The sequence below is a fragment of the Luteimonas sp. 100069 genome, assembly GCF_003813845.1.
Classification (GTDB): Bacteria; Pseudomonadota; Gammaproteobacteria; order Xanthomonadales; family Xanthomonadaceae; genus Luteimonas; species Luteimonas chenhongjianii.
Genome location: NZ_RPFN01000002.1, coordinates 284,278 through 305,040, shown reverse-complemented (window position 1 = coordinate 305,040; position 20,763 = coordinate 284,278). Strand labels below are relative to the sequence as shown.

Genomic DNA, 20,763 nt, shown 5'->3' with positions numbered 1-20,763 from the left:
CTCACTCCTCTTGCGTGGCGGCGGCAGGCGCTGCCCCCGTCTGTGGCGCGGTCGCATTGGCGATGCGCTTGAAGCCGAGCTGGCCCAGGGCATCGTAGGCGGTGACGACCGCCTGCCAGGGCGTACGCGCATCGGCGCGCAGCAGCACGGTGCGTTCGCGATCGTCGCCGGCGACTTCGGCGATTGTGCGCTTGAGCGATTCGACGTCCGTGCGCAGCGCTTCGCGGTCGTCGACGAAATAACGGCCGTCGGCATTGATCAGCAGGCTCAGCGTCCCGTCCTGGGCATCGCTGCGCTCGCCGGTGGCCTGCGGCAGCTCCAGCTTGAGCACCGACCGCGTGTCGAAGGTGGTGGTGATCACGAAGAAGATGATCAGCACCAGGATCACGTCGATCAACGGGACCAGGTTCAGTTCGGGATTGTCCTCGGCCCGGCGGTCGCGGATACGCATGCGTCAGCCCTGCACCGGTGCCTGCACCTGCGCGCCGCGGCGGTTGCGCGGATCGATGACATCCATCAGCGCGATCGCCTCGTGCTCCATCTGCACGATGTGGCCGTCGATGCGGGCGCGGAAGTGGCGGTGGAACATCAACGCCGGCACCGCGACGACCATGCCCGCAGCAGCGCACACCAGCGCCTTGCCGATGCCGCCGGCCAGTTGGCTGACATCGCCGACGCCGTGGTCCATCACCCCCAGGAACATCTGGATCATGCCGACCACCGTGCCGAACAGGCCCAGCAGCGGCCCTGCGGCGGCAATGGTGCCAAGGGCATTGAGATAGCGTTCCATGCGATGTGCCACATGGCGGCCGACATCCTCGACACGCTCGCGGATTTCCTCGCGGGGCCGGTTGCGCACGTCGAGCGCGGCGGCGAGCAGGGCACCGAGCGGCGAAGTGCCCCGCAGCGATTCGATGTGCGCCGGATCGAGCGTGCCGCGTGCGGCCCAGGCGCGGACTTCCGCGCCCAGCCCGGGCGGGAGCACCGCCTTGCGGCGCAGGGCCCAGAAGCGCTCGACAATGATCGCCAACGCCACGGCCGACAGCAGCAGCAACGGCAGCATCGGCCAGCCGCCGGCCTTCACCAGTTCGAGCACGCCTACCCCTTCGGCCGATGGCCGTCTTCAGTCCGGCGAATAGGATAGCCCAGCCTGCACGGCGCCCCCGGACCTCGCAGCGCGCACGTCCGCCTGCTGCACGGCGTCCCAGAGCCGCCAGCGATGCGTCCGCTGCTGGACGACAGCGGGGCCACCGGCCTGCAGCCGCAGCCGGGTCGCGCCGCCACCGGCGGTGGTGCCGACGGCGGCTCCGGCCTCGCGCCAGCGCGTGACGACCGCTTCGTGCGGATGGCCGAAGCGGCTGCCATGGCCGGCCGACATCACGACCACCCGGGCACCGCTGGCCCGCACAAGGGCCGGATCGGACGAAGTCCGGCTGCCGTGGTGCGCGGCCACCACGATGTCGGCTGCGAAGGCTTCCGGCTCGCGCCGCACCAGCAGCCGTTCGACGACCGCGTCGATATCGCCCGGCAGCAGCGCTGCGCCATGGGCGGTCTCGACCCGCAGTACGCAGCTCGACGGGTTGCGGAACGCCGGGAAATGCAGGTCCGGGTGCAGGAAGCGGAACCTCACGCCATCCATCTCCCATCCGCCGCCAGCCAGGCACGGCGATGCGCCCGGCACGCGATCCCATTGCGGGGTGAACACCACCGGCGCGGCGAAGCGTCGCTGCACCGCGCCGAAGCCGCCGGCGTGGTCGGCGTCGCCATGACTGACGACGATCGCATCGAGCCGGCGCACCCCGAGCGCCTGCAGCGCCGGCACCACGACCCGCTCGCCGGCGTCGTAGGCCTGCGGTACCGCGGGGCCGGTGTCGTAGAGCACCGCATGCCGCGCGGTGCGAATGAGCACTGCCAGCCCCTGGCCGACATCGAGCACCGCCAGTTCGGCCTCGCCGTGGCGCGGGAGCTGCCGGTCCGGCCACAGCAGAGGCAGCCACAACAGCATGGCGAGTCCCTTGCCCGGCACGCCATGCGGAAGCAGCATCCAGAACGCCGCCAGCATTGCCAGCGGGAGCGCGAGCCAGTGCGGCTCGGGCAACCACCACAGCGACAACTCGCTTGCGGCCAGGCGGTCGAACAGCGGCCATGACAGGTCGAACGCCCGGCCCGCGGCGCGCCAGGCCCAGTCGCCCGCGCCCGCATGCAGGGCCTCCAGTCCGGTGCCTACGAGGGCCAGGGGCACCACCACGAGGCTCCACCAGGGAATCGCCACCAGATTGGCGAGCGGCCCGGCCAGCGAAGCCTGGCCGAACAGCACCGCAGTGAGCGGCAGCAGGCCGATCGTCGCCACCCACTGCGCCGCCACCAGGGCACCCAGCTTCGAGCGTCCGCGCGCATCGGGCAGGCACCAGACCAGCCAGGCGACACCGGCAAAGCTGAGCCAGAAGCCGGCCGACGACACCGCCATCGGATCGACCAGCACCACGGCCGCCGCCGCATAGGCAAGTGCATCGGCGACGCGCAGATTCCGGCGCGCCAGGCGCGCCACCACGACCACCGCGATCATCAGCACGGTACGCACGGTGGGCAGCTCCCACCCGGCCACCGCCGCATATACCGCGCCGCCCGCCAGCGCGACCAGGGCCGCCGCCTGGGGGCGCGGCAGGGCGCGGCCCAGCCACGGCAGACACCACCACGCGCCGGTCGCCAGCAGCGCGAAGAAACCCGCCACCATGCCGACGTGGAAGCCGGAAATGGCGACCAGATGGGTCAGCCCGGTGGCGCGCAAGGCCTCCCAGTCCAGATCGCCCAGCCCGCGCGTGTCGCCGATCGCCAGCGCACGCACGAAACGCGATGCATCGCTCGGCACAGCGCTATCGATGCGTTCCGCCACGACGTCACGCCAGGCATCGACGCCGCTCCCGGCAGCGATACGTTCGATCGGCTCACCCGCGCGCACGTAACCGACCGCGGACAGCCGGCTCGCCATCGCGCGTTTCTCGCTGTCGAACCAGCCGGGATTGCGCAGCCCGCGCGGCGCGCGCAGACGCACAGTGAACGCCCAGCGGCTGCCTGCCGAAAGCAACGCCCGGCGCGAATCAGGGCCTTCGCGACGGTCGTCGTACCAGGACAGCCGCAGCAGCCGACCGCGCAAGGCGGCAGGCACGGCGGCTCCGCTGTCGACCCGGAATACGAACGCGGTGCGCTGAGGCTCATGCACCGGCAGTTCGACGACCTGCCCGCTGATCGCGAAATCGCCACGCTCCATGGTGGCCGGCAATTGCACGGACAAGGCATGCGCCGCATGCAGTCCGCACAGGGCCACGCCGAACACCAACGCGCCGGCCAGCCTCCCCAGGCCGCGCTGCCGGACCCATGCCAGCAGTGCAATCGGCAGCGCCAGCGCCATCAGCCACCACGGCGGCAATCGCGGCAGCTGCAGGCACAGGCTGGCCCCGAGCACCAGCGCCACCGACACCGCAAGCCCGATGCCCGGCGTCAGCGCGCGGATCATGCGCCGGGCCACCGGTGATGCGGTTCGCATGCGCCAGCGCCCGCAGCCGGCAGGAACCCGCTGTGGATCATGGGGGTCGCGACGCGGCTCGGGATGCCGCCGCAGATCGGCCTCGTGACGGACCCGGCCCGGCCGGGATGCGCCAGCAATGCGTGGATGCCGTGCACGAGCTCGGATAGACCACGCATGGAGGCGCGCTGCAGGCGATGTCCACAGCTCCGCGCGGACGGGCGACGATCGCCATTGCCCGAGGATGAACCCGCGGTACCGAACCATGCAGGCCAAGCCGGACCGAACATGCATATCGCTCCTGCCCGCCCCCGAAAGTGCCGCGCCGGCAAGGCAGAAGCATCTGCTCCAGCCCGACTCGGTCGAGGGACGCGCCCTCCTCGCTTGCGTCGCAACACGCGCACCGTCCTGTGCCGGATGACACGCTCAGGCTAGATCCAGCCCGGCGCATCCGCTTGCGACAGACGGTCGACCCGCCGTCGGAAATCCCCGCTGGGGCGCCGCCGCTTGTATTGCTTTGCTCAGCGCTTTTTGACGGACATCACCGGACATCACCGGACATCGCCCGCGACGCATCGCCGCCGCGCCCGCTACGCGCAGACGCACGCAGGGCCGGCAATGCCGGCCCTGCGTGGCGACGCCGATCGCAGAAGCGATCAGAAGTCGTAGCGCACCTGGACCTGGGCCATGTTGGTGTGCCCTTCGTCGAGGTTGAAGCGGCTGTACTCGCTACGCAGCGCGACCTTGTCGTTGAAGCGGTACTGCAGGCCCACGCCAGCGGTCGGATCGGTGCCGTGGTCCTTGAAGCCGAACGGGCCCACGTGCGTCGAGGTATCCCAGCGGCTCACGCCCGCCTTGGCGTAACCCGAGAACTTCTCGGTAAAGGGGAGCGTGCCCACCAGGCTCAGCGACACCGCGTTGGCGGCGACTGCATCCTTGTGCGCGCCCACATCGGCCTTGCCGAAATCGGTGTAGGCCAGCTCGGCACCGAAATTCGGATGGAACTGGTAACCACCGAACAGCTGGTATCCGGTGTCGTGGTCATCCACCGCCCGGGCGTTGAAATCGGCCCGGCCCACGCCGGCACCGCCATAGAAGCCGATGGGTTCGGCCGCCTGGGCGGCGACGGACGCGGCACCCAGAACTACGGCGAGGACAGAGGTGGCGAGGAATTTGTTCTTGCTCATCGCTGATCACTCCTGTTGGAAATCACCAATCGCTTGGTGCCCGAAAGATGGGGTGACCACCTCACAACCAAATGGCGAAATCCGGCAAGGAGCGTTGCGCCCGTGAAGATAATTTCATAATCACAAATACGAATTTTTCGCCGCAAAAATCGCCGTGCGCCGCAGGGGGCGACGGCAGCTGCGTTCGGCGGACGTGTCGCCGGACGACGCCATCCGTGGACGTCGCGCCTGCGCCGGATACACGAACGCACGGCCGAGAAGCCCCCAAGGCTGGGAGCCCCGCAGAGAACCTGCAGCTTTCCTTCGCTCCATTCGTCCAGCGCTCGCAGGAGCGCCCTGCCTATAAGCTGCCCTCGATATGCGCCGTCCCGATCGAGTCAGTCGAATGTCCCCAGACGCCCCTGCCGTGCGCAGCTTCGTGCCGGCCGCCGATTCGCGTGCCCGCGTGCTGGTGCTCGGCAGCATGCCGGGACTTGCATCGCTCGATGCCGGGCGCTACTACGCCCACCCGCGCAATCTGTTCTGGCCGATCGTCGGCGCGCTCTTCGGCTTCGACCCCGGCCTGCCCTACGCGGAGCGGATGCGCCACCTGGGCGACGCGGGCGTGGCGCTGTGGGATGTCATCGGCGAATGCGTGCGGCCCGGCAGCCTGGATACGCGGATCCAGGCGGCCAGCGTGGTTCCCAATGATGTCGGTGCTTTGCTGGCGCGCTATCCGTCGATTACCCGCCTGCGTTTCAACGGCGCTGCGGCGGAAACGCTGTTCCGCCGGCATGTGCTGCCAACACTCACGTCGATGCCTGATCTGCAACGCCTGCCCTCCACCAGTCCGGCGCATGCCGCGATGGACTTCGATGCCAAGCTGGCGGCGTGGCGTGCGGGCCTGGCCCTGGCCTGAGACGCGGGTCCAGCGCAACGAATCGTCCCAGTGGAGGGTCCTCGCCGGAATCGGTGCGCTGGCATGCTGGCCTCCTTCCGTATCGCTGGACAGCCATGACCTTGCTGATTTCTCCCCGCAGCCACGACCTCGGCGGCTTCGAAGTACGCCGCGCAGTGCCCACCCTGCAGGCGCGCAGCGTCGGGCCGTTCGTGTTCGTCGACCACATGGGCCCGGCGATCTTCGAAAAGGGCGCGGGCATCGATGTACGGCCCCACCCGCATATCGGCCTGGCAACAGTGACCTTCCTGTGGTCGGGCACCATCCATCACGCCGACACGCTGGGCTATTCGCAGGACGTGAGCGCCGGGGACGTGAACTGGATGACCGCCGGCCGCGGCATCGCCCATGCCGAGCGCACGCCGCTGGCGCTGCGCGAAGGCGAGCACCCGCTGCACGGCATGCAGACCTGGGTGGCACTGCCCAGGAGCCATGAGGAAACGGCGCCCGAATTCCATCACCACCCGGCCTCGACACTGCCGCAATTCCGCCGCGACGGTGCATTGGTACGGGTGATCGCGGGTCGCGGGTTCGGCGAAGAGTCGCCGGTGCGGGTGTTCTCCGACACGCTCAATGTGGCGCTGGATCTGGATGCCGATGGCGAGTTGGTGCTCCCGCCATCGCACGCCGAACGTGCGCTTTATGTGCTCGAAGGCGAGGCCCAGCTCGATGGCGCCGACGTGCCGGCCCGCCATCTGGCGGTGCTCGACGCGGGGGCCCACGCGAGACTCCGCGCGAAGACGCCACTCAAGGCGATGCTCTTCGGCGGTGAGCCGCTCGATGGCCCACGCCATCTGTGGTGGAACTTCGTGTCCTCGTCCAAGGAGCGTATCGAACAGGCCAAGGACGACTGGCGCGCAGGGCGTTTCGGCAGCGTGGCGGGCGATCCGGAATTCATCCCGTTGCCGGAAAGGTGACGTGAGTCACACAACAGACCTCACTTGGCCGGGCACGCCGGCGTATGGTCTTGATTCGTGTCACAGGGGGACAACGACCATGCTTCCGATCCGACCGCTCGCGCTGTTGGGCGCGCTGCTCTGCGCCGGGGTGGCGCAGGCCCAGACCGCCAACGATTGCCCGCAATTGCCGCCCGATTCCAGCGTGCGCTGGGAAGCGCAGCTCGGACCCGATTTCGTGTTCTGCCGAGCAGTCGACGCGAACGGGAACCAGGCCTTCGCGGTGACCCTGGGCCGCACCGCAACGTTCAAGCCGCGCCGTGTCGACCGGACGGGTGGTCGGGTGACCATCGACGGCAATCCGACCTGGTGGCACGCGCCCGACAACGATCTGATGACCGGCACGATGGTGCGCGAGACACTGCTCGAACTGCCCACCGGCGACTACGCGCACATCATCGTGCGCGCGAACGACGAGGCGGCGCTGGCACGCTCGCTTCGGGATGCCGAGGCGCTGCATTTTTCTGACGTGCGGCTGGGCAGCAAGTAGACGCCCGGTAAGTAGACGCTCGATCGGGGGTGCCGGCCCGTCTTCTGCGCTTGTGCAGCGGCGGTGCGGGCGCACGGGACGCCGCCCAGCCGACCTGCCCGCCCCGGACCTGGGGCCGGGCAGCGTGCGCTCAGAAGCGTCCCTGCTGGAAATCCACGAACGCCTGCATGAGTTCTTCGCGGGTGTTCATGACGAAAGGCCCGTGGCGCGCAACCGGTTCGCGCAGCGGCCGACCCGCAACCAGGATCAAGTGCGCGCCGGCATCGCCGGCGTGCACGGCCAGGCGCGCGCCGCCGCCGAGCACCGCCAGCTCCTGCGACGAGAGCGTGCGTGCCGCCTCGCCCTCGCCCACATGGACATCGCCTTCGAACGCATAGGCGAATGCGTTGTGTCCCTCGGGGAGTCCGTATCGCCAGCTCGCACCGGGCGCCAGGGTGATGTCGAGGTAGATCGGATCCGTTGCCGGCTGTGCAATCGGGCCCTCGACACCGTCGACCACACCGGCGATCACCTTCACCGAGACGCCTTCACCGGCCGCGACCACCGGAATGCGCTCCGGCGCGAATTCCTGGTACTTCGGCGCGGTCATCTTGTCGCGGGCCGGCAGGTTCACCCACAGCTGGAAACCACGCATGCGTCCGGCTTCCTGCTCGGGCATTTCCGAATGCACCAGCCCCCGCCCCGCCGTCATCCACTGCACGCTGCCGGGCACCAGCAGCCCCTCGTTGCCGTGGTTGTCGCGATGGCGCATGCGTCCGTCGAGCATGTAGGTCACGGTCTCGAAGCCGCGATGCGGATGGTCGGGGAAGCCGGCCAGATAATCCTCGGCGTGATCGGTGCCGAACTCGTCGAGCAACAGGAACGGGTCGAGATCGGGCAGTTCGGGCGTGCCGATCACGCGCGTGAGCTTGACGCCCGCGCCATCGCTGGCGGGCATGCCACGCACGTGGCGGATGATCCGGGTGGCGGCAGTGGTCTCGGTCATCGGGTGACTCCTGTCTGGACTGAGCCCAAAGATGCGTCTATCGCGGCGGGATTCCACTTGCGCAGGTGGAACGCAGGTTTCCGCCATGCAGCAACGCCGTATTGCCGTCGATGGCAGCGAGCGGGCGGGGCTTGCCGGCTCCGGACCGGAAGAGCGACATCGGTCCGGCGCCTGCTCCATCTGCCGCAGGGGCTCGACGCTGGCACGCCGCGGGGCCGGGGCCACCGCGCTGCGATCAGCGGCGGCCGTCAGCGCGCAGCACGGTTGCGGCAGAGCCGGTCGCGCGGAGGCGATGGCGGATCACCGGTGCGGAACGGGGAATTCCCCGCCTCAGCGCGCGGTGAGGCGCCAGGCGCGATGGATGCGCGGGTTGCGTTCGAAGTCCGGCGCGATGGTGGCCGCGGTGATGTCCTCGCAGTGGGCGAAGGCGCCCACCGCTTCGGTGTCGAGCTTGAAGCGGCGGAAGTTGTTGGAGAAATACAGCACGCCGCCGGGCGCAAGGCGCGCGACCGCGGCTTGGAGCAGGCGCACGTGCTCGCGCTGGATGTCGAAGTCCTTGGCACGCGCAGAGTTCGAGAACGTCGGCGGGTCGCAGAAGATCAGGTCGTACTGCGCCGTCTCGGCTTCCAGCCACTGCAGGGCGTCCGCCTGTACCAGACGATGCTTTGCGCCGCCGAAGCCGTTTGCGGCGAGGTTGTCGGCGCACCACTGCAGGTAGGTGCCCGACAGATCGACGGTGGTCGTGGTGCGCGCGCCGCCACCGGCCGCGTGCACGGTCGCCGCGCCGGTGTAGCCGAACAGATTGAGGAAGCGCGTATCGGCCGCCTCCTCGGCGATGCGCAGGCGCATCGGGCGATGATCGAGGAACAGGCCGGTATCGAGATAGTCGAACAGGTTCACGCGCAGGTGCACGCGGCCTTCGTCGACCAGCAGGAACTCGTGGCGCGCATCGAAGCGGCCGTACTTGCTGCCGCCCTTGCCCTTCGAACGCGTCTTGACCGCAATGCGTTCGCGCGGGATGCGGAACACGTCGCGCGCGGCGGCGAGCACCTCGCCGAAACGCCGCCGCGTCACCGCTTCCGGAATCTCGGCCGGCGCCGCGTACTCCTGGATGTGCAGCCACAGCGGCGTACCGTCTGCGCCGGCGTCCGCCTCGGACTGGATGTAGACATCGATCGCGGCCGCGTATTCGGGCAGGTCGGCGTCGTAGACGCGGTAGCAGGTGACGCCTTCGCGCTCGCGCCAGGCCTTGAACTTGCGCAGGTTCTTGCGCAGGCGGTTGGCGACCATCTTCGCGCCTTCGCCCAGTTCTTCCGGGGCTTCGCTGGCGCCGCGCTGCGGCGGGCGCACCGGGTCGCAGACGATCAGGCTGCACTCGATGGCACCGTTGAACACCTGGTATTTCTTTTTCGCGCGCAGGCCGGTCGCGTGCGCGAGCTCGGCATCGCCGCACAGCAGGCTCGCACGCCATTCGGGCACCGCGCGCGCAAGCGCGTTGCCGAGCGTGCGGTACAGCGCGGGATCCGCCGCCAGGCGCGCGTCGTAGGGCGGATTGCAGACCGCCAGACCGCGCTTCACCGAGTCGGCGAGTGCGGGGTCTTCCTGCGAAGCCGGCGGCACGGGCGCCTGCAGCGTCGCGATGTCGCCGATCTGCCAGTCGATCGCCTCGCGCAGGCCGGCGGCCGTCGAGTTCTCGCGCGCGGCGTGGATGGCGTGCGGGTCGAGGTCGCGACCGAAGAACACCGCGCGCAGGCGCTCGCGTCCATTGCGCTCGCGTGCGAGCGCTTCGTCGCACAGCGTCTGCCAGTGCGCGCTATCGAAACCGAGCCAGCGGCTTGGCGCGCGACCCGCCGTCGCCGCACCGCCATCGCGCGACAGGCCCGGCGCGACGTCGGCGGCCATCAGCGCGCCTTCGATCAGCAGCGTGCCGCTGCCGCACATCGGGTCCAGCAGCGCGCCGCCCTCGTGGTAGAGGGCCGGCCAGCCGCCGCGCATCAGCACCGCGGCGGCGAGATTCTCTTTCAATGGCGCTTCGCCCTGCGCACGACGCCAGCCACGGCGGTGCAGCGGGCCACCGCCCAGATCGACCGACAGGATCGCGCGCCCCTTGCGCACCACCAGGCTCAGGCGCAGGTCGGGCGCTTCGACGTCGACATCCGGCCGCGCTCCGGTCGCTTCGCGCAGGGTGTCGACGATCGCGTCCTTGACCCGCTGCGCGGCGTAGCGCGCATGCGTGATGGCGCTGCCCGAGACATGCGGATCGATCGCCAGCGTCATCGACGGATCGAGATGCGCGGTCCAGTCGACCGCGCGGGCGCCGGCATACAGCGCGTCCTCGTCCTCGCAGGCGTAGTCGGCGATCGGCCACAGCACGCGACTGGCCAGGCGCGACCACAGCACCGCGCGCTGGGCATCGTGCAGCGTGCCCTCGACATTGGCGCCCGCGGTGGTGGCGGTGGCATGCGCGCAGCCGAGTGCGAGCAACTCGTCGACGAGCAGATATTCGAGCCCCTTGGGGCAACTGGCGAAAAATTTCATGGGAACCTGGATCGTGCTTGGAAGCCGCCGCCGCTGCCCGGTGGTGCCCGCCGTATGCGGAAGCTCCCGGGTGTGCGTCGTGCCGCTGCGATGGACGCCGCTGGGGCGCTGAATGACCAGCCTTGCGGCTGCGGAAAACCGGCCCGGGCGTGGGCGTCGAAAGGGAGTCTAGAGTGTGTGCGGACCGCGCTGCCGGTCAAAGCGAGCGCAGCAGGGCCGCGAATGCATCCGCGGACGCGTCCACATGCGCGGTCAGGCGGTGGTTGTCGTCGACCAGCAGCAGCCGGCCGCGACGGGCGCAGGTCCAGCCGACGACGTCGCTTGCCGGAATCAGTTCATCGCCCCAGCCGTGCACCACCGAAAGCGGCACCGCGGCCGCCTGCAGCGGATGGGCGGCGTCCAGCCGGACCGGTGGCGCCATCAGGAACAGACCGGCGACCGGCACCTGCAGCGACACATGTCCGGCGATCCAGGCGCCCAGGCTCGAGCCGGCCAGCACCACCGGGCCGCGCGACGCGGCATCCATCGTCAGGCGCAGCAGCCGCTCGACGCGCGCGGCGACATCGCCGAGCGGGCTGACCTCGCGCCTGCCGTCGAGATCGGTGTAGTCGGGCCGTTCATGGCTCCAGCCCAGGCGATCGGCGGCCGCGGCGAGCGCGGTGACCTTGGTCGCGTCCGGCCCGCTTTCGAAACCGTGCGAGAGGATGCAGTGGCCGCGCGCGCTCATGCGTCCACCCACGCGACCGTATCGCCGAGCTTCAACGTGCCGCCGTCGATCACCCGCGCGCACAGGCCGCCCATGCCCCGCATCGCGTTGTAGCCGCCGACGCCGAGCGCCACTTCCATCTTCGAGCAGGGATCGCAGGGCGACGTGCCTTCGAGGACGACCTCACCGATGCGGAAGCGCCTGCCCTTGAGCGCGATCAGCGGAATGCCCGAAACCACGAGATTGCGGCGCAAGGTCTCCGGCAGGACCTGGTCGTGACCGCTGAGCGCGGCGATCGCCGGCAGATGCTCGGCCTGGATGAGCGTGACCCCGCGCTTGCCGCTGCCGCCGATATAGCGGTCGCCATCGAGGCCGGCGCCGGCCACCGCCAACGCCGATTCGACGGCGCGGACCGGCATGTCGCGGGCGGGACGCAGACCGATCCACTCGACCCGGCCAGCGCGCGGAAACTGCGTCATCAGGGCGTGCAGGGCGGACTCGGGCGGCGGATTTCTCATGCGTGAATGCTAGCATCCGCGCCATGTCCGCCCCCACGTCCGCGCCCCGGATCGCGCTTCAACCGCTGCCCTATGCGGGCCTTCTGGCAGAACGCGAGGTGTCCGACATCACCCTCGTGGTCATCCACTGCACCGAGCTTCCGGACCTCGCCACCGCGCGCGAATACGGCGAGCGCGTGCTCTACGACTCGGGCACCGGCGCCAGCGGCCACTGGTACATCGACCGCGACGGCAGCATCGTCGAATACGTGCCCGCGACGCGCGTGGCCCATCACGTGCGCGGGCACAACGCGCACTCGGTCGGCATCGAACTGGTCAACCGGGGGCGGTTCCCGCACTGGTACGACAGCCGGCACCAGGCGATGGACCAGCCCTATCCTGCCCCGCAGATCGGCGCGCTCGGCGAACTGCTGGCGCATCTGCGCGCCACCCTGCCGGCACTGCGCGGGATCGCCGGCCACGAGGATCTGGACCTCGAGCGCGTCGCCGCCAGTGATGATCCGGCGCGGACCGTGGCGCGCAAGCGCGATCCGGGCCCGCTGTTCCCGTGGCAGGACGTGCTGGCGCGCGTGCCGCTGACCCGCATAGGCGCCTGAACGCTGCCTGCGGTGCGCCGGGCGGGGCCACCTATAATTGTCGGCTGGCGCGCTCCTGCGTCGCCGCTCCCTCCAGCACGGCTCCCGCGATGACTCCGCCCGTTTCCGAACTGATCGACCTGCTGAGCCTCGAGCGCCTCGAGGACAACCTGTTCCGGGGCCAGAGCCGCGATATCGGCACCAAGTACGTGTTCGGCGGCCAGGTCCTGGGCCAGGCGTTGTCGGCTGCGCAATCGACGATGTCGACCCCGCGCCCGGCGCATTCGCTGCATGCCTACTTCCTGCGCGCCGGCAATGTGGATGCACCGATCGTCTACGACGTCGACCGCACCCGCGATGGCGGCAGCTTCTCCGTGCGCCGGGTCACTGCGATCCAGCACGGCAAGGTGATCTTCTTCTGCGCGGCCTCGTTCCAGGAGGAGGAGACCGGCGCCGAGCACCAGCTCTCGATGCCGGAAGTGCCCGCGCCCGAGGACATCGAGCCGCAGGATCCGCCGCCGGCCGCGGTACTGGCCACGCTGCCGGTCAAGGTGCAGCGTTGGCTCGACCGCAGCGGCCCGTTCGAATTCCGCCACGTCTACCCCCGCGACGAATTGCGCCCGCCCAAGCGGCCGCCCTTCCAGCAGATGTGGTTCCGCCTGACCGACCCGGTCGGCGACGCACCGGCGCTGCATCGCGCGCTGCTGGCCTATGCCTCCGACTTCCAGCTGCTGGGCACGGCGACCTTTCCGCACGGGATCAGCTACTACCAGCCGAGCGTGCAGATGGCGTCGCTCGACCATGCGCTGTGGTTCCACCGTCCGTTCCGCGTCGACGACTGGCTGCTGTATTCGCTCGACAGCCCCAGCGCGCAGGGCGCGCGCGGCCTGGCACGCGGGCAGATCTTCGACCGCGCCGGGCGCCTGGTCGCCAGTACCGCGCAGGAAGGCATGATCCGTGTCCGCGCGGACGCGACCGCAGCATTGAAGGCCGACTGATGCGTCAGGTCTTTTCCAGCCCCAGGCTCGAGAACGTCGAACGCGTCGCCCAGCTGCTGCGCGATGCCGGCATCGAGGTGCAGATCCTCAACGGGCGTTCCTACAAAGGCAACCGGCGCGGCACCTTCAGCTATCGCGAGGATGCTGGCGGTCCCAGGCCCGCGGTCTGGGTCACCCGCTCCGACGAACAGCCACGCGCCCGCGAACTGCTGCGCGAGGCCGGACTGCTGCAGAGCCAGCCGTCGGCGCGCAGCTACCTGCAACATGCCGACGTGGTGTTCGCACCGGCCACGCAAACGCCGCGCCGCGGCATGTCGCGCGCGGCCAAGGTCCGCTACACGCTGCTCGGCGGTGCAGTGCTGGTGGTGGCCCTCTCCTGGCTGGCAAAGCCCGGCGACGAGACTACGGTCGAGTCCCCGGCGGCGCCGCCGGTGGCCGCCGAACCGGAGACCGTGCTGGACATGGTCCCGCCAACGGTCGAGGCCACGGTCAACCGCGTCCCGGTGCCGCGCGCACTGGCCACCCTGGTGCTGGCCGATGCACTCGCCTCCACGGCCGGACCGGTCTGCGTGGCCGTCGATGGCACCACGCCGCCGGCGCCGCTGATCGCCGAACTCGAGCAGGTCTATCCCGATGTCCGCCCCGCATCGGCCTGCGCCGGTGGCGACGGCCAGGCGGCGTGGCTCGAGGTGTCGAACTACCGGACCGACGGTTCGGGCGTCGGCACGCTGGAGCTGGTCCGCGGCGGCACCGACGCTGCGCAGGGCCTGGTCAGGCGCACGCTGAACGTCCGCCGGGACGGTCACGACTGGCAGTTCCAGGCCGTCGACTGAGGCATCATCGCGATGCCGGTCACATCCGGCATCCGGGTCGCGTCGTGTATGGCGACCTGTCCGCAAGGAGCACCCTTGAACGCCATCGCCGCCGACGTGGGCCTGGAAGCCCGCATCCATCTCGAGCTACCCGCCGCGCGCGCTGGCGACCAGGCCGCGTACGGGCGCATCGTGCAGATGAGCCAGAACGCGACGACCGCGATCGCGCTGGCGATCACCCGCGACGTGCAGGCCAGCCAGGACATTGCCCAGGAGGCCTATCTCAAGGCCTGGCAGCAGCTCGGCCGGTTGCAGAACGCGACCAGCTTCCTGCCATGGCTGCGGCAGATCACCCGCAATCTGGCCCGCGACCATCTGCGCGCGCGCCGCAACCGCTTCGTCGCCGGCGAAGCTGCGGACATCGCGATTGCGCAGGCGGCCGATCCGGATGGCTGCCCGATGCAGCGGATCGTCGACGACGAGAGCGGACGCATCGCTGCGGACCTGATCTCCGAGCTCCCCGACGACAGCCGCGAAGTGCTCCTGCTCTACTACCGTGAGGGCGGCAACTCGAAACAGGTCGCCGCCCTCCTCGGCCTGTCCGATGCCACCGTGCGCAAGCGGCTGTCGCGCGCGCGTCGCAGCCTGCGCGAGGACCTGATCGGGCGGTTCCGCGATTTCGCCGAGGGTTCCGCGCCCGGAACGGCATTCACCCTGCTGGTAACCGCAGGTCTGGCGACCTTCGCCAAACCTGCCGCCGCCGGGACGATCGCGGGCGCTGCGGCCGGGGGCGCGCTGGGGGCGAGTGTCGCCGGGAAAGCGGCGCTGGGCAGCGCCAGCGCGTTGGGCGTGGCAGGGGCGTCACTGGTGTTCGGCGGACTGACGCTGTGGCTGAGCCGGAAGATGGTGGCCCGCTATGCCGACACCGAGGCCGAACGGATTGCGATCCTCAGGCTCTACGACCGGTGGTTCATCTGGGGGTCTTCGGCTGGCGCGCTGCTGGCGATTGGCATCGGTCTGGTCGCGGGCCTGGGGCAGGTGTCGATCGGGTGGATGTCGATCGCGATGCTGATCGGGATGCTCCCCTACAACTACCCGCTGCTGACCAGCATGCCGCGGCTGATGAATCCCCTGATCGCCCGTGACATCGCGCGCGACCCGAAGGGCGGCGCCCGCCGCGCGCTCGGCTATCGCCTGATGTTCGGCACCAGCGGCCTGATCCTGACCAACCTCGGTCTGGCGGGCACCCTGCTGATCCTGTGGTTGAGGACCGCCTGAACAAGCACGCCGAAGGCAGCTGCGGACGCGCGCTCACTGCATCGCTGCACCCTGACCGCAGGACGCCGCCGAACGCAGGTCGCGCGCCTTGCAGGACACAAAAAAAAAGGCCGCGCACTGCGCGGCCTCTTCTTCCAGCTCGCTGGCAACTCAGCGCTGCGGGCGCGACGGACGCACTTCTTCCTTGCTCAGGAAGCCGTCACCATTTTCGTCCATCCAGGCAAACCGCTGGGCAAGACGCGGCATCTTCTCGGTCACCTCGACACGGCTCAGCTTGCCGTCACTGTTGAGATCCGCCTCACGGAACTTCGCATCGAAGCGGCGCTCACCCTCGGCGCGGCGCTCGGCCGACTTCGCGACGTGCCATGCGCGTAGCTCGCCACGCGTCAGTGCGCCATCCCGATTGCTGTCGATGGCGTCGAAATTCGCCACCAGATCGAAGCCACGCGCCTTGTCCGGGCGCGGACCACCTGCGTCGCGCTGCGGCCGCTTCCCTGCCTCGCCACGACCGGGCCTGCGTTCGGCATCGCCCCGCTCGGCGCGCTGCGCCTGATGGGCCTGACGACGCGCTTCCCAGGCCTGCTGCCCGGCCTGCGCCTCGGCACGGCTGATGCGGCCGTCGTTGTCGGTGTCGAGCCGGGCGATCGCATCGATGCGATCGCCGCCGCGCGGGGCCCCGTGGCCGCGATGGCGCTCGCCATGGTGCTTGGCGACATCGGCACCGGCTGCAGGCGCCTGCGCCGCGACGGCACCCGCCGTGGTGATGGACAGCGCCGCCAGCAGCGCGGTTGCGATAAGCGTGGTCTTCGTTGTCTTCATGGATGTCTCCGTTGGATGCGGCGCGGTGCCGCCTTCTGCAGGGATCAACGTCCTCACCCCCGCCGGCGTTGACTGCGGCCGCATCGGGTTCAGTCGCCAGCAGGGAGCGGGTCGCGCCGCCTGCGACCCCCATGGGTATCCTGAGCGCATGCCCAGCGCCACGCCCCCGATCGCCGATACCGGCCCCGACGCGGGCGATCTGCGGCTGTTCCACACCGCCGTGCACCCATGCGGGTACTGGCCCGAGCGCGAGGCGCGCGACCTGGTGCTCGACCCCCACGACCCGCGCCTGGGTCAGGTGTATCCACAGGCGCTGCGCTGGGGCTTCCGCCGCTCCGGGGACATCGTCTATCGGCCGCATTGCGCCACCTGCCGCGCCTGCATGTCGGTGCGCATCCCGGTGGACGCGTTCGCTCCGAACCGCAGCCAGCGCCGCACGGCCGCACGCAACCTGGATATCGAATCGCGCGTCGTCGCAGCCGAGCGCAGCGACGAACGGCTCGCGCTCTACCGGCGCTATCTCGCCGCCCGTCATCCCGCCGGCGGCATGGACGATCACGGCGCGAGCGAATTCGACCAGTTCCTGATCGGCACCTGGAACGACGGCCGATTGCTGGAACTGCGCCTCCACGGCCAGCTCGTCGCGGTGGCGGTGACCGATCTCGTCGACGACGCACTTTCGGCGGTCTACACGTTCTACGAGCCCGAACTCGTGTCACGCGGGCTCGGCACACTGGCGATCCTCCGGCAGATCGCCTGGGCCCGGCGCGAGGGCCGGCGCCACCTGTATCTTGGCTACTGGATCGATGGACACCGCAAGATGACCTACAAACGCAATTTCCAGCCGCTCGAGGGCTTTGACGGCCTGCTGTGGCGCGCCCTTCCCGAGCTCGCACGTTGAGCCGCGTCATCGGCCTGGCCCTGCTCGTCGTCGCGCTACTCGCGCTGCTGGCCGCCTGTACCCGCGTGGCGCTGCAGGGCGCGGCGCCCGATGCAGCGCCTGCGGCGCATGCGCCGGACGTACTGCGCATCGCCACCTACAACACCTCGCTCTACAGCAACGAAGCCGGCGGCCTGATCGAACGCCTGCAGGGCGACGACGACAACGTGCACAAGATCGCAGCGGTGTTGCAGCAGGTCCGTCCCGACATCGTGCTGCTCAACGAATTCGACTACGTCGCCGATGGCAGCGCCGCCGATCTGTTCCAGCGGCGCTGGCTCGAACAACCGCAGCCCGGCGGTGGCGAACCGCTGCACTATCCCTACCGCTACCTGGCACCGGTCAACACCGGCGTGCAGAGCGGGCTGGATCTCGACAACAACGGCACCGTCGGCGGAGACGGCCGCGACCGCGGCAACGATGCCTGGGGCTACGGACTGCATCCCGGCCAGTACGGCATGCTGCTGCTGTCGCGCTATCCGATCGATGCCGCGGCCGCACGCACCTTCCAGCTGCTGAAATGGAGTGCGATGCCGGATGCGCAACGCCCGCGCCATCCCGATGGCCGCCCGTTCCATCCCGATGCAGTCTGGTCGCAACTGCGGCTGTCGTCGAAATCGCACTGGGACGTGCCGGTGCACGCGCCCGGCGGCGTGATCCACGTCCTCGCCTCGCATCCCACCCCGCCCGCTTTCGACGGGCCGGAGAAGCGCAACGTCGCCCGCAACCATGACGAGATCCGTCTGTGGACCGACTACATCTCCCCGGGACCGCACCCGTGGCTGTGCGACGACACCGGCCGCTGCGGCGGGCTTGCTGCCGACGCGCGCTTCGTGATCCTGGGCGATCTCAACAACGATCCGGTCGACGGCGCCGGCGACCACGCCGCGATCACCGAACTGCTCGAACATCCGCGGGTAATGCGCATGGCCACCCCGCGCAGCGAAGGCGCCCTGGAGGCCGCCGAAGCCGACGGCGGCGCGAATGCCCAGCATCGCGGCTCGGCCGCGCACGACACCGGCAGCTTCGGGCCGCGGGTGGGGAATCTCCGGCTCGATTACGCGCTGCCGTCCGTGGGACGGGCCCTGGTCGGCAGCGGGGTGTTCTGGCCGCGCAGCGACGCTGCGCATGCGCAGATCATCGACGGCACCGACCATCGCCTGGTGTGGGTGGACCTGCAGTCCGAGTGAGCGCGACGGAGGCCGGCGCTCGCTACATCGCCGCTGACGCGCACTCCGCGGTCAGCGGCGTCGCCCCGAGCGCCAGATCGCCAGCAGGATCCCGAGCCCGCCGAGCCCGGCGCCGACGAAGCCGATCACGCCCAGCGCCATCAACCAGCGGTTGGGCGAGCCTGTGCCGACGCTGTGCATCACGATCGAGGAGCCGATGATCAGCGCGGCGATGACCACCCCCATCGTCAGGCGATTCGCCGCGCTGTTGACCTGGGCGCCAAAGGACTGGAGCGAGGTCACCTCGATCTGCGCGCGCAGGCGTCCATGGCGGGCACTGCGCAGGAGATGACGCAGGTCCCTTGGCAGGTCGGCCATCAGGTCCAGCGCCGCCGCCAGTGACCGACGCCCGCGCGCGGCCAGGGCGCGCGGAGAATGCCGGCGCCACATCAGCCGGGTCAGCCAGGGCTGCGCCGCACCGGCCATGTCGAACTCGGGATCGAGCTGGCGGCCCAGGCCTTCCAGCGTGAGCAGCGCCTTGATCAGCAAGGCGAGATCGGGCGGCAGCATCAGGCCATGGCGACGCAGCAGGCCGGTCACCTCGCCCAGCATGGTCGCCATCGGCAGTTCGCGCAGCGGCAGGCCCCGGTACTGGTCGACGAGACTGTAGATCTCCGCGTGCAGTCTGGCCTCATCGACATCGGCGGCATCGGTCCAGTCGAGCAGTACATCGCAGGCCATCTGCGCCTGCTGGAATACCAGGCCGTAGACCAGGCGTGCGACCTGCTCGCGCAGCGGCGGCGGGATGCGACCGACCATTCCGAAGTCGATCACTGCCACGCGTCCGTCGCGCATGAAGAACAGGTTGCCCGGGTGCGGGTCGGCGTGGAATACGCCGTCCTCGAACACCATCCGCATCATCACTTCGGCGCCGGTAACGGCCAGCGCATGCCGGTCCAGGCCGGCCGCGTCGACCGCGGCCAGGTCGCTGGCGGGAATGCCGTCGACCAGTTCCTGCACGTTGAGCCGCTCGCTGGTCCACTCCCAGTACACCCGCGGCACCAGCACGCGTGGATCGTCGGCGAGATTGGCGGCGATGCGCTCGGCATTGCGGCATTCGCGCGCGAAATCCATCTCTTCATGCAGCGACGCCTCGAACTGCCGGACCACTTCGCGCGGCCGATAGCGGCGCAGGTCGGGTGCCTGCGCCTGCACGACCTCCGACAGCCGTGCGAGCAGGCGCAGGTCCGCGTCGACCACCTCGCGGATGCCCGGGCGGCGCACCTTGAGCACGACCGCCGTGCCGTCATGCAACCAGGCCCGGTGTGCCTGCCCCAACGACGCGGCCGCCATCGGCACCTCTTCGAAGCGGGCGAAGATGTGCTCCGGCGCGCCACCCAGGTCATGCTCGAGCTGCGGTCGCAACAGGGCCATCGGCACCGGCGGCACCTGGCTCTGCAGGCGGCTCAGCGTTTCGATCCACTCGGGCGGCACCAGGTCCACGCGCGTGGCCAGCACCTGGCCGAGCTTGACGAAGGTCGGTCCCAGATCCTGCAGCGCGTGGCGCACGCGCTCGGGTGTCGACATCCGCAGGACCGGATCTTCGCCGTCGTGTCCGATATGCAGCAGACGCCCCGCCCGCTCCAGCGCATCGGCCATGCCGATACGCCGGACGACATCGCCGAAGCCGTAACGCACCAGCACTGACGCGATCTCCTGGATGCGCCCCAGATCGCGGACGGTGGCCAGGGTTTCCCACATCAGTGTGCGTCCACCGTTTCGACCAGCCCCAGCAGCGCCGCGGCCACGGTCTGGCGCCGTACCGCATCGCGGTCCCCGTCGAAGTGGAACAGGCGCGCACTGGCATACCAGCCGCGACGTTTCCAGGCGATCCACACCGTCCCGACCGGCTTGTCCTCGCTGCCGCCCCCGGGACCGGCAATGCCGGTGACCGCCACGGCGACACTCGCCCCTGAATTCACCAGCGCACCGGACACCATTTCGATGGCGGTTTCCCGGCTGACCGCGCCGTGCACTTCCAGGGTCTGCGGATTGACCCCAAGCAACGCCTGCTTGGCCTCGTAGCTGTACGCCGCCATGCCGCAGTCGAACCAGTCCGAGCAGCCGGCGATGTCGGTGACCGCCTTGGCGATCCAGCCACCGGTACAGCTCTCGGCGGTCACCAGCCGGTGATGCTGGGCGCGCAGCAGCGCACCAGTGCGTTCGGCCAGGGCGTGGAGAGTGGCGTCGGAGGGGATGTCGGCATGCATACGGACGGGGGCCGGTGGGGGGCATGTCGTTGTACCGCATCGTGGGCGCGGGCGCGCGCCGT

Annotated in this window: 20 protein-coding genes; 9 read left to right on the top strand and 11 right to left on the bottom strand. The window is 69.8% G+C overall.

Annotated features, from left to right (window positions below; genetic code table 11):
• Nucleotide 1: 1 nt before the first annotated feature.
• The 4 genes from EGK76_RS07870 to EGK76_RS07855 form a co-directional block, all read right to left on the bottom strand.
• Nucleotides 2–451: a biopolymer transporter ExbD gene (locus tag EGK76_RS07870; protein WP_096297644.1), complete on the bottom strand. Its 450-nt coding sequence runs from the start codon at nucleotides 449–451 to the stop codon at nucleotides 2–4.
• A 3-nt stretch (nucleotides 452–454) separates the two neighbouring features.
• The gene (locus EGK76_RS07865; protein WP_096297643.1) at nucleotides 455–1,096 is read right to left on the bottom strand and encodes a MotA/TolQ/ExbB proton channel family protein; all 642 of its coding nucleotides are present in this window, start codon (nucleotides 1,094–1,096) and stop codon (nucleotides 455–457) included.
• Between the two features lie 27 nt (nucleotides 1,097–1,123).
• Complete coding sequence (locus EGK76_RS07860) at nucleotides 1,124–3,544, bottom strand: DNA internalization-related competence protein ComEC/Rec2 (RefSeq protein WP_233580217.1); 2,421 nt, start codon at nucleotides 3,542–3,544, stop codon at nucleotides 1,124–1,126.
• Nucleotides 3,545–4,179: 635 nt separating this feature from the next.
• A complete protein-coding gene (locus EGK76_RS07855) occupies nucleotides 4,180–4,710 on the bottom strand; it encodes an outer membrane beta-barrel protein (RefSeq protein WP_123832234.1) in 531 nt (176 codons plus the stop codon).
• 385 nt (nucleotides 4,711–5,095) lie between these two features.
• Between EGK76_RS07855 and EGK76_RS07850 the strand changes: the two genes are divergently transcribed.
• The 3 genes from EGK76_RS07850 (at nucleotide 5,096) to EGK76_RS07840 (ending at nucleotide 7,093) form a co-directional block, all read left to right on the top strand.
• Entirely contained in the window at nucleotides 5,096–5,608 is a 513-nt protein-coding gene (locus tag EGK76_RS07850) for a DNA-deoxyinosine glycosylase (protein WP_123832233.1), read from the top strand.
• A gap of 95 nt (nucleotides 5,609–5,703) precedes the next feature.
• On the top strand, nucleotides 5,704–6,564 hold the full coding sequence (locus EGK76_RS07845) for a pirin family protein (RefSeq protein ID WP_123832232.1): 861 nt from the start codon (nucleotides 5,704–5,706) through the stop codon (nucleotides 6,562–6,564).
• Nucleotides 6,565–6,670: 106 nt separating this feature from the next.
• Nucleotides 6,671–7,093: a hypothetical protein gene (locus tag EGK76_RS07840; protein ID WP_123832231.1), complete on the top strand. Its 423-nt coding sequence runs from the start codon at nucleotides 6,671–6,673 to the stop codon at nucleotides 7,091–7,093.
• Nucleotides 7,094–7,223: 130 nt separating this feature from the next.
• Here the strand turns inward: EGK76_RS07840 and EGK76_RS07835 are convergent, their stop codons facing one another.
• The 4 genes from EGK76_RS07835 to EGK76_RS07820 form a co-directional block, all read right to left on the bottom strand.
• Nucleotides 7,224–8,078, bottom strand: a complete 855-nt coding sequence (locus tag EGK76_RS07835) for a pirin family protein (protein ID WP_123832230.1) — start codon at nucleotides 8,076–8,078, stop codon at nucleotides 7,224–7,226.
• Between the two features lie 330 nt (nucleotides 8,079–8,408).
• Nucleotides 8,409–10,616 carry a bifunctional 23S rRNA (guanine(2069)-N(7))-methyltransferase RlmK/23S rRNA (guanine(2445)-N(2))-methyltransferase RlmL gene (gene rlmKL, locus EGK76_RS07830; protein ID WP_123832229.1) on the bottom strand — a complete coding sequence of 736 codons (2,208 nt, stop codon included), beginning with the start codon at nucleotides 10,614–10,616 and terminating at the stop codon, nucleotides 8,409–8,411.
• 196 nt (nucleotides 10,617–10,812) lie between these two features.
• The gene (locus EGK76_RS07825) at nucleotides 10,813–11,343 is read right to left on the bottom strand and encodes a hypothetical protein (RefSeq protein ID WP_123832228.1); all 531 of its coding nucleotides are present in this window, start codon (nucleotides 11,341–11,343) and stop codon (nucleotides 10,813–10,815) included.
• Nucleotides 11,340–11,840, bottom strand: a complete 501-nt coding sequence (locus EGK76_RS07820) for an MOSC domain-containing protein (RefSeq protein WP_233580216.1) — start codon at nucleotides 11,838–11,840, stop codon at nucleotides 11,340–11,342. Before EGK76_RS07820 ends, EGK76_RS07825 begins: the two co-directional genes overlap by 4 nt.
• 23 nt (nucleotides 11,841–11,863) lie before the next feature.
• Between EGK76_RS07820 and EGK76_RS07815 the strand changes: the two genes are divergently transcribed.
• The 4 genes from EGK76_RS07815 (at nucleotide 11,864) to EGK76_RS07800 (ending at nucleotide 15,503) form a co-directional block, all read left to right on the top strand.
• A complete protein-coding gene (locus EGK76_RS07815; RefSeq protein WP_096297635.1) occupies nucleotides 11,864–12,436 on the top strand; it encodes an N-acetylmuramoyl-L-alanine amidase in 573 nt (190 codons plus the stop codon).
• 89 nt (nucleotides 12,437–12,525) lie between these two features.
• The gene (gene tesB / locus EGK76_RS07810; RefSeq protein ID WP_123832227.1) at nucleotides 12,526–13,413 is read left to right on the top strand and encodes an acyl-CoA thioesterase II; all 888 of its coding nucleotides are present in this window, start codon (nucleotides 12,526–12,528) and stop codon (nucleotides 13,411–13,413) included.
• On the top strand, nucleotides 13,413–14,246 hold the full coding sequence (locus EGK76_RS07805) for a DUF2007 domain-containing protein (RefSeq protein WP_123832226.1): 834 nt from the start codon (nucleotides 13,413–13,415) through the stop codon (nucleotides 14,244–14,246). The genes tesB and EGK76_RS07805 overlap by 1 nt, the downstream gene beginning before the upstream one ends.
• Before the next feature lie 75 nt (nucleotides 14,247–14,321).
• Nucleotides 14,322–15,503 (top strand): RNA polymerase sigma factor, encoded by a 1,182-nt coding sequence (locus EGK76_RS07800; RefSeq protein ID WP_233580215.1) that lies wholly within the window; start codon nucleotides 14,322–14,324, stop codon nucleotides 15,501–15,503.
• Nucleotides 15,504–15,653: 150 nt separating this feature from the next.
• Here EGK76_RS07800 and EGK76_RS07795 read toward each other — a convergent pair whose 3' ends face one another.
• Nucleotides 15,654–16,322: a hypothetical protein gene (locus tag EGK76_RS07795; RefSeq protein ID WP_158613464.1), complete on the bottom strand. Its 669-nt coding sequence runs from the start codon at nucleotides 16,320–16,322 to the stop codon at nucleotides 15,654–15,656.
• Nucleotides 16,323–16,470: 148 nt separating this feature from the next.
• Between EGK76_RS07795 and EGK76_RS07790 the strand changes: the two genes are divergently transcribed.
• Nucleotides 16,471–17,223: an arginyltransferase gene (locus tag EGK76_RS07790; RefSeq protein ID WP_123832224.1), complete on the top strand. Its 753-nt coding sequence runs from the start codon at nucleotides 16,471–16,473 to the stop codon at nucleotides 17,221–17,223.
• 65 nt (nucleotides 17,224–17,288) lie between these two features.
• Nucleotides 17,289–18,452, top strand: coding sequence for an endonuclease/exonuclease/phosphatase family protein (locus EGK76_RS07785; protein ID WP_233580225.1), 1,164 nt, complete (start codon nucleotides 17,289–17,291; stop codon nucleotides 18,450–18,452).
• A 51-nt stretch (nucleotides 18,453–18,503) separates the two neighbouring features.
• Here EGK76_RS07785 and EGK76_RS07780 read toward each other — a convergent pair whose 3' ends face one another.
• Both EGK76_RS07780 and EGK76_RS07775 read right to left on the bottom strand, forming a co-directional pair.
• On the bottom strand, nucleotides 18,504–20,192 hold the full coding sequence (locus tag EGK76_RS07780) for an AarF/UbiB family protein (RefSeq protein ID WP_123832223.1): 1,689 nt from the start codon (nucleotides 20,190–20,192) through the stop codon (nucleotides 18,504–18,506).
• Nucleotides 20,192–20,701 (bottom strand): CinA family protein, encoded by a 510-nt coding sequence (locus EGK76_RS07775; RefSeq protein ID WP_123832222.1) that lies wholly within the window; start codon nucleotides 20,699–20,701, stop codon nucleotides 20,192–20,194. The genes EGK76_RS07780 and EGK76_RS07775 overlap by 1 nt, the downstream gene beginning before the upstream one ends.
• Nucleotides 20,702–20,763 lie beyond the last annotated feature (62 nt).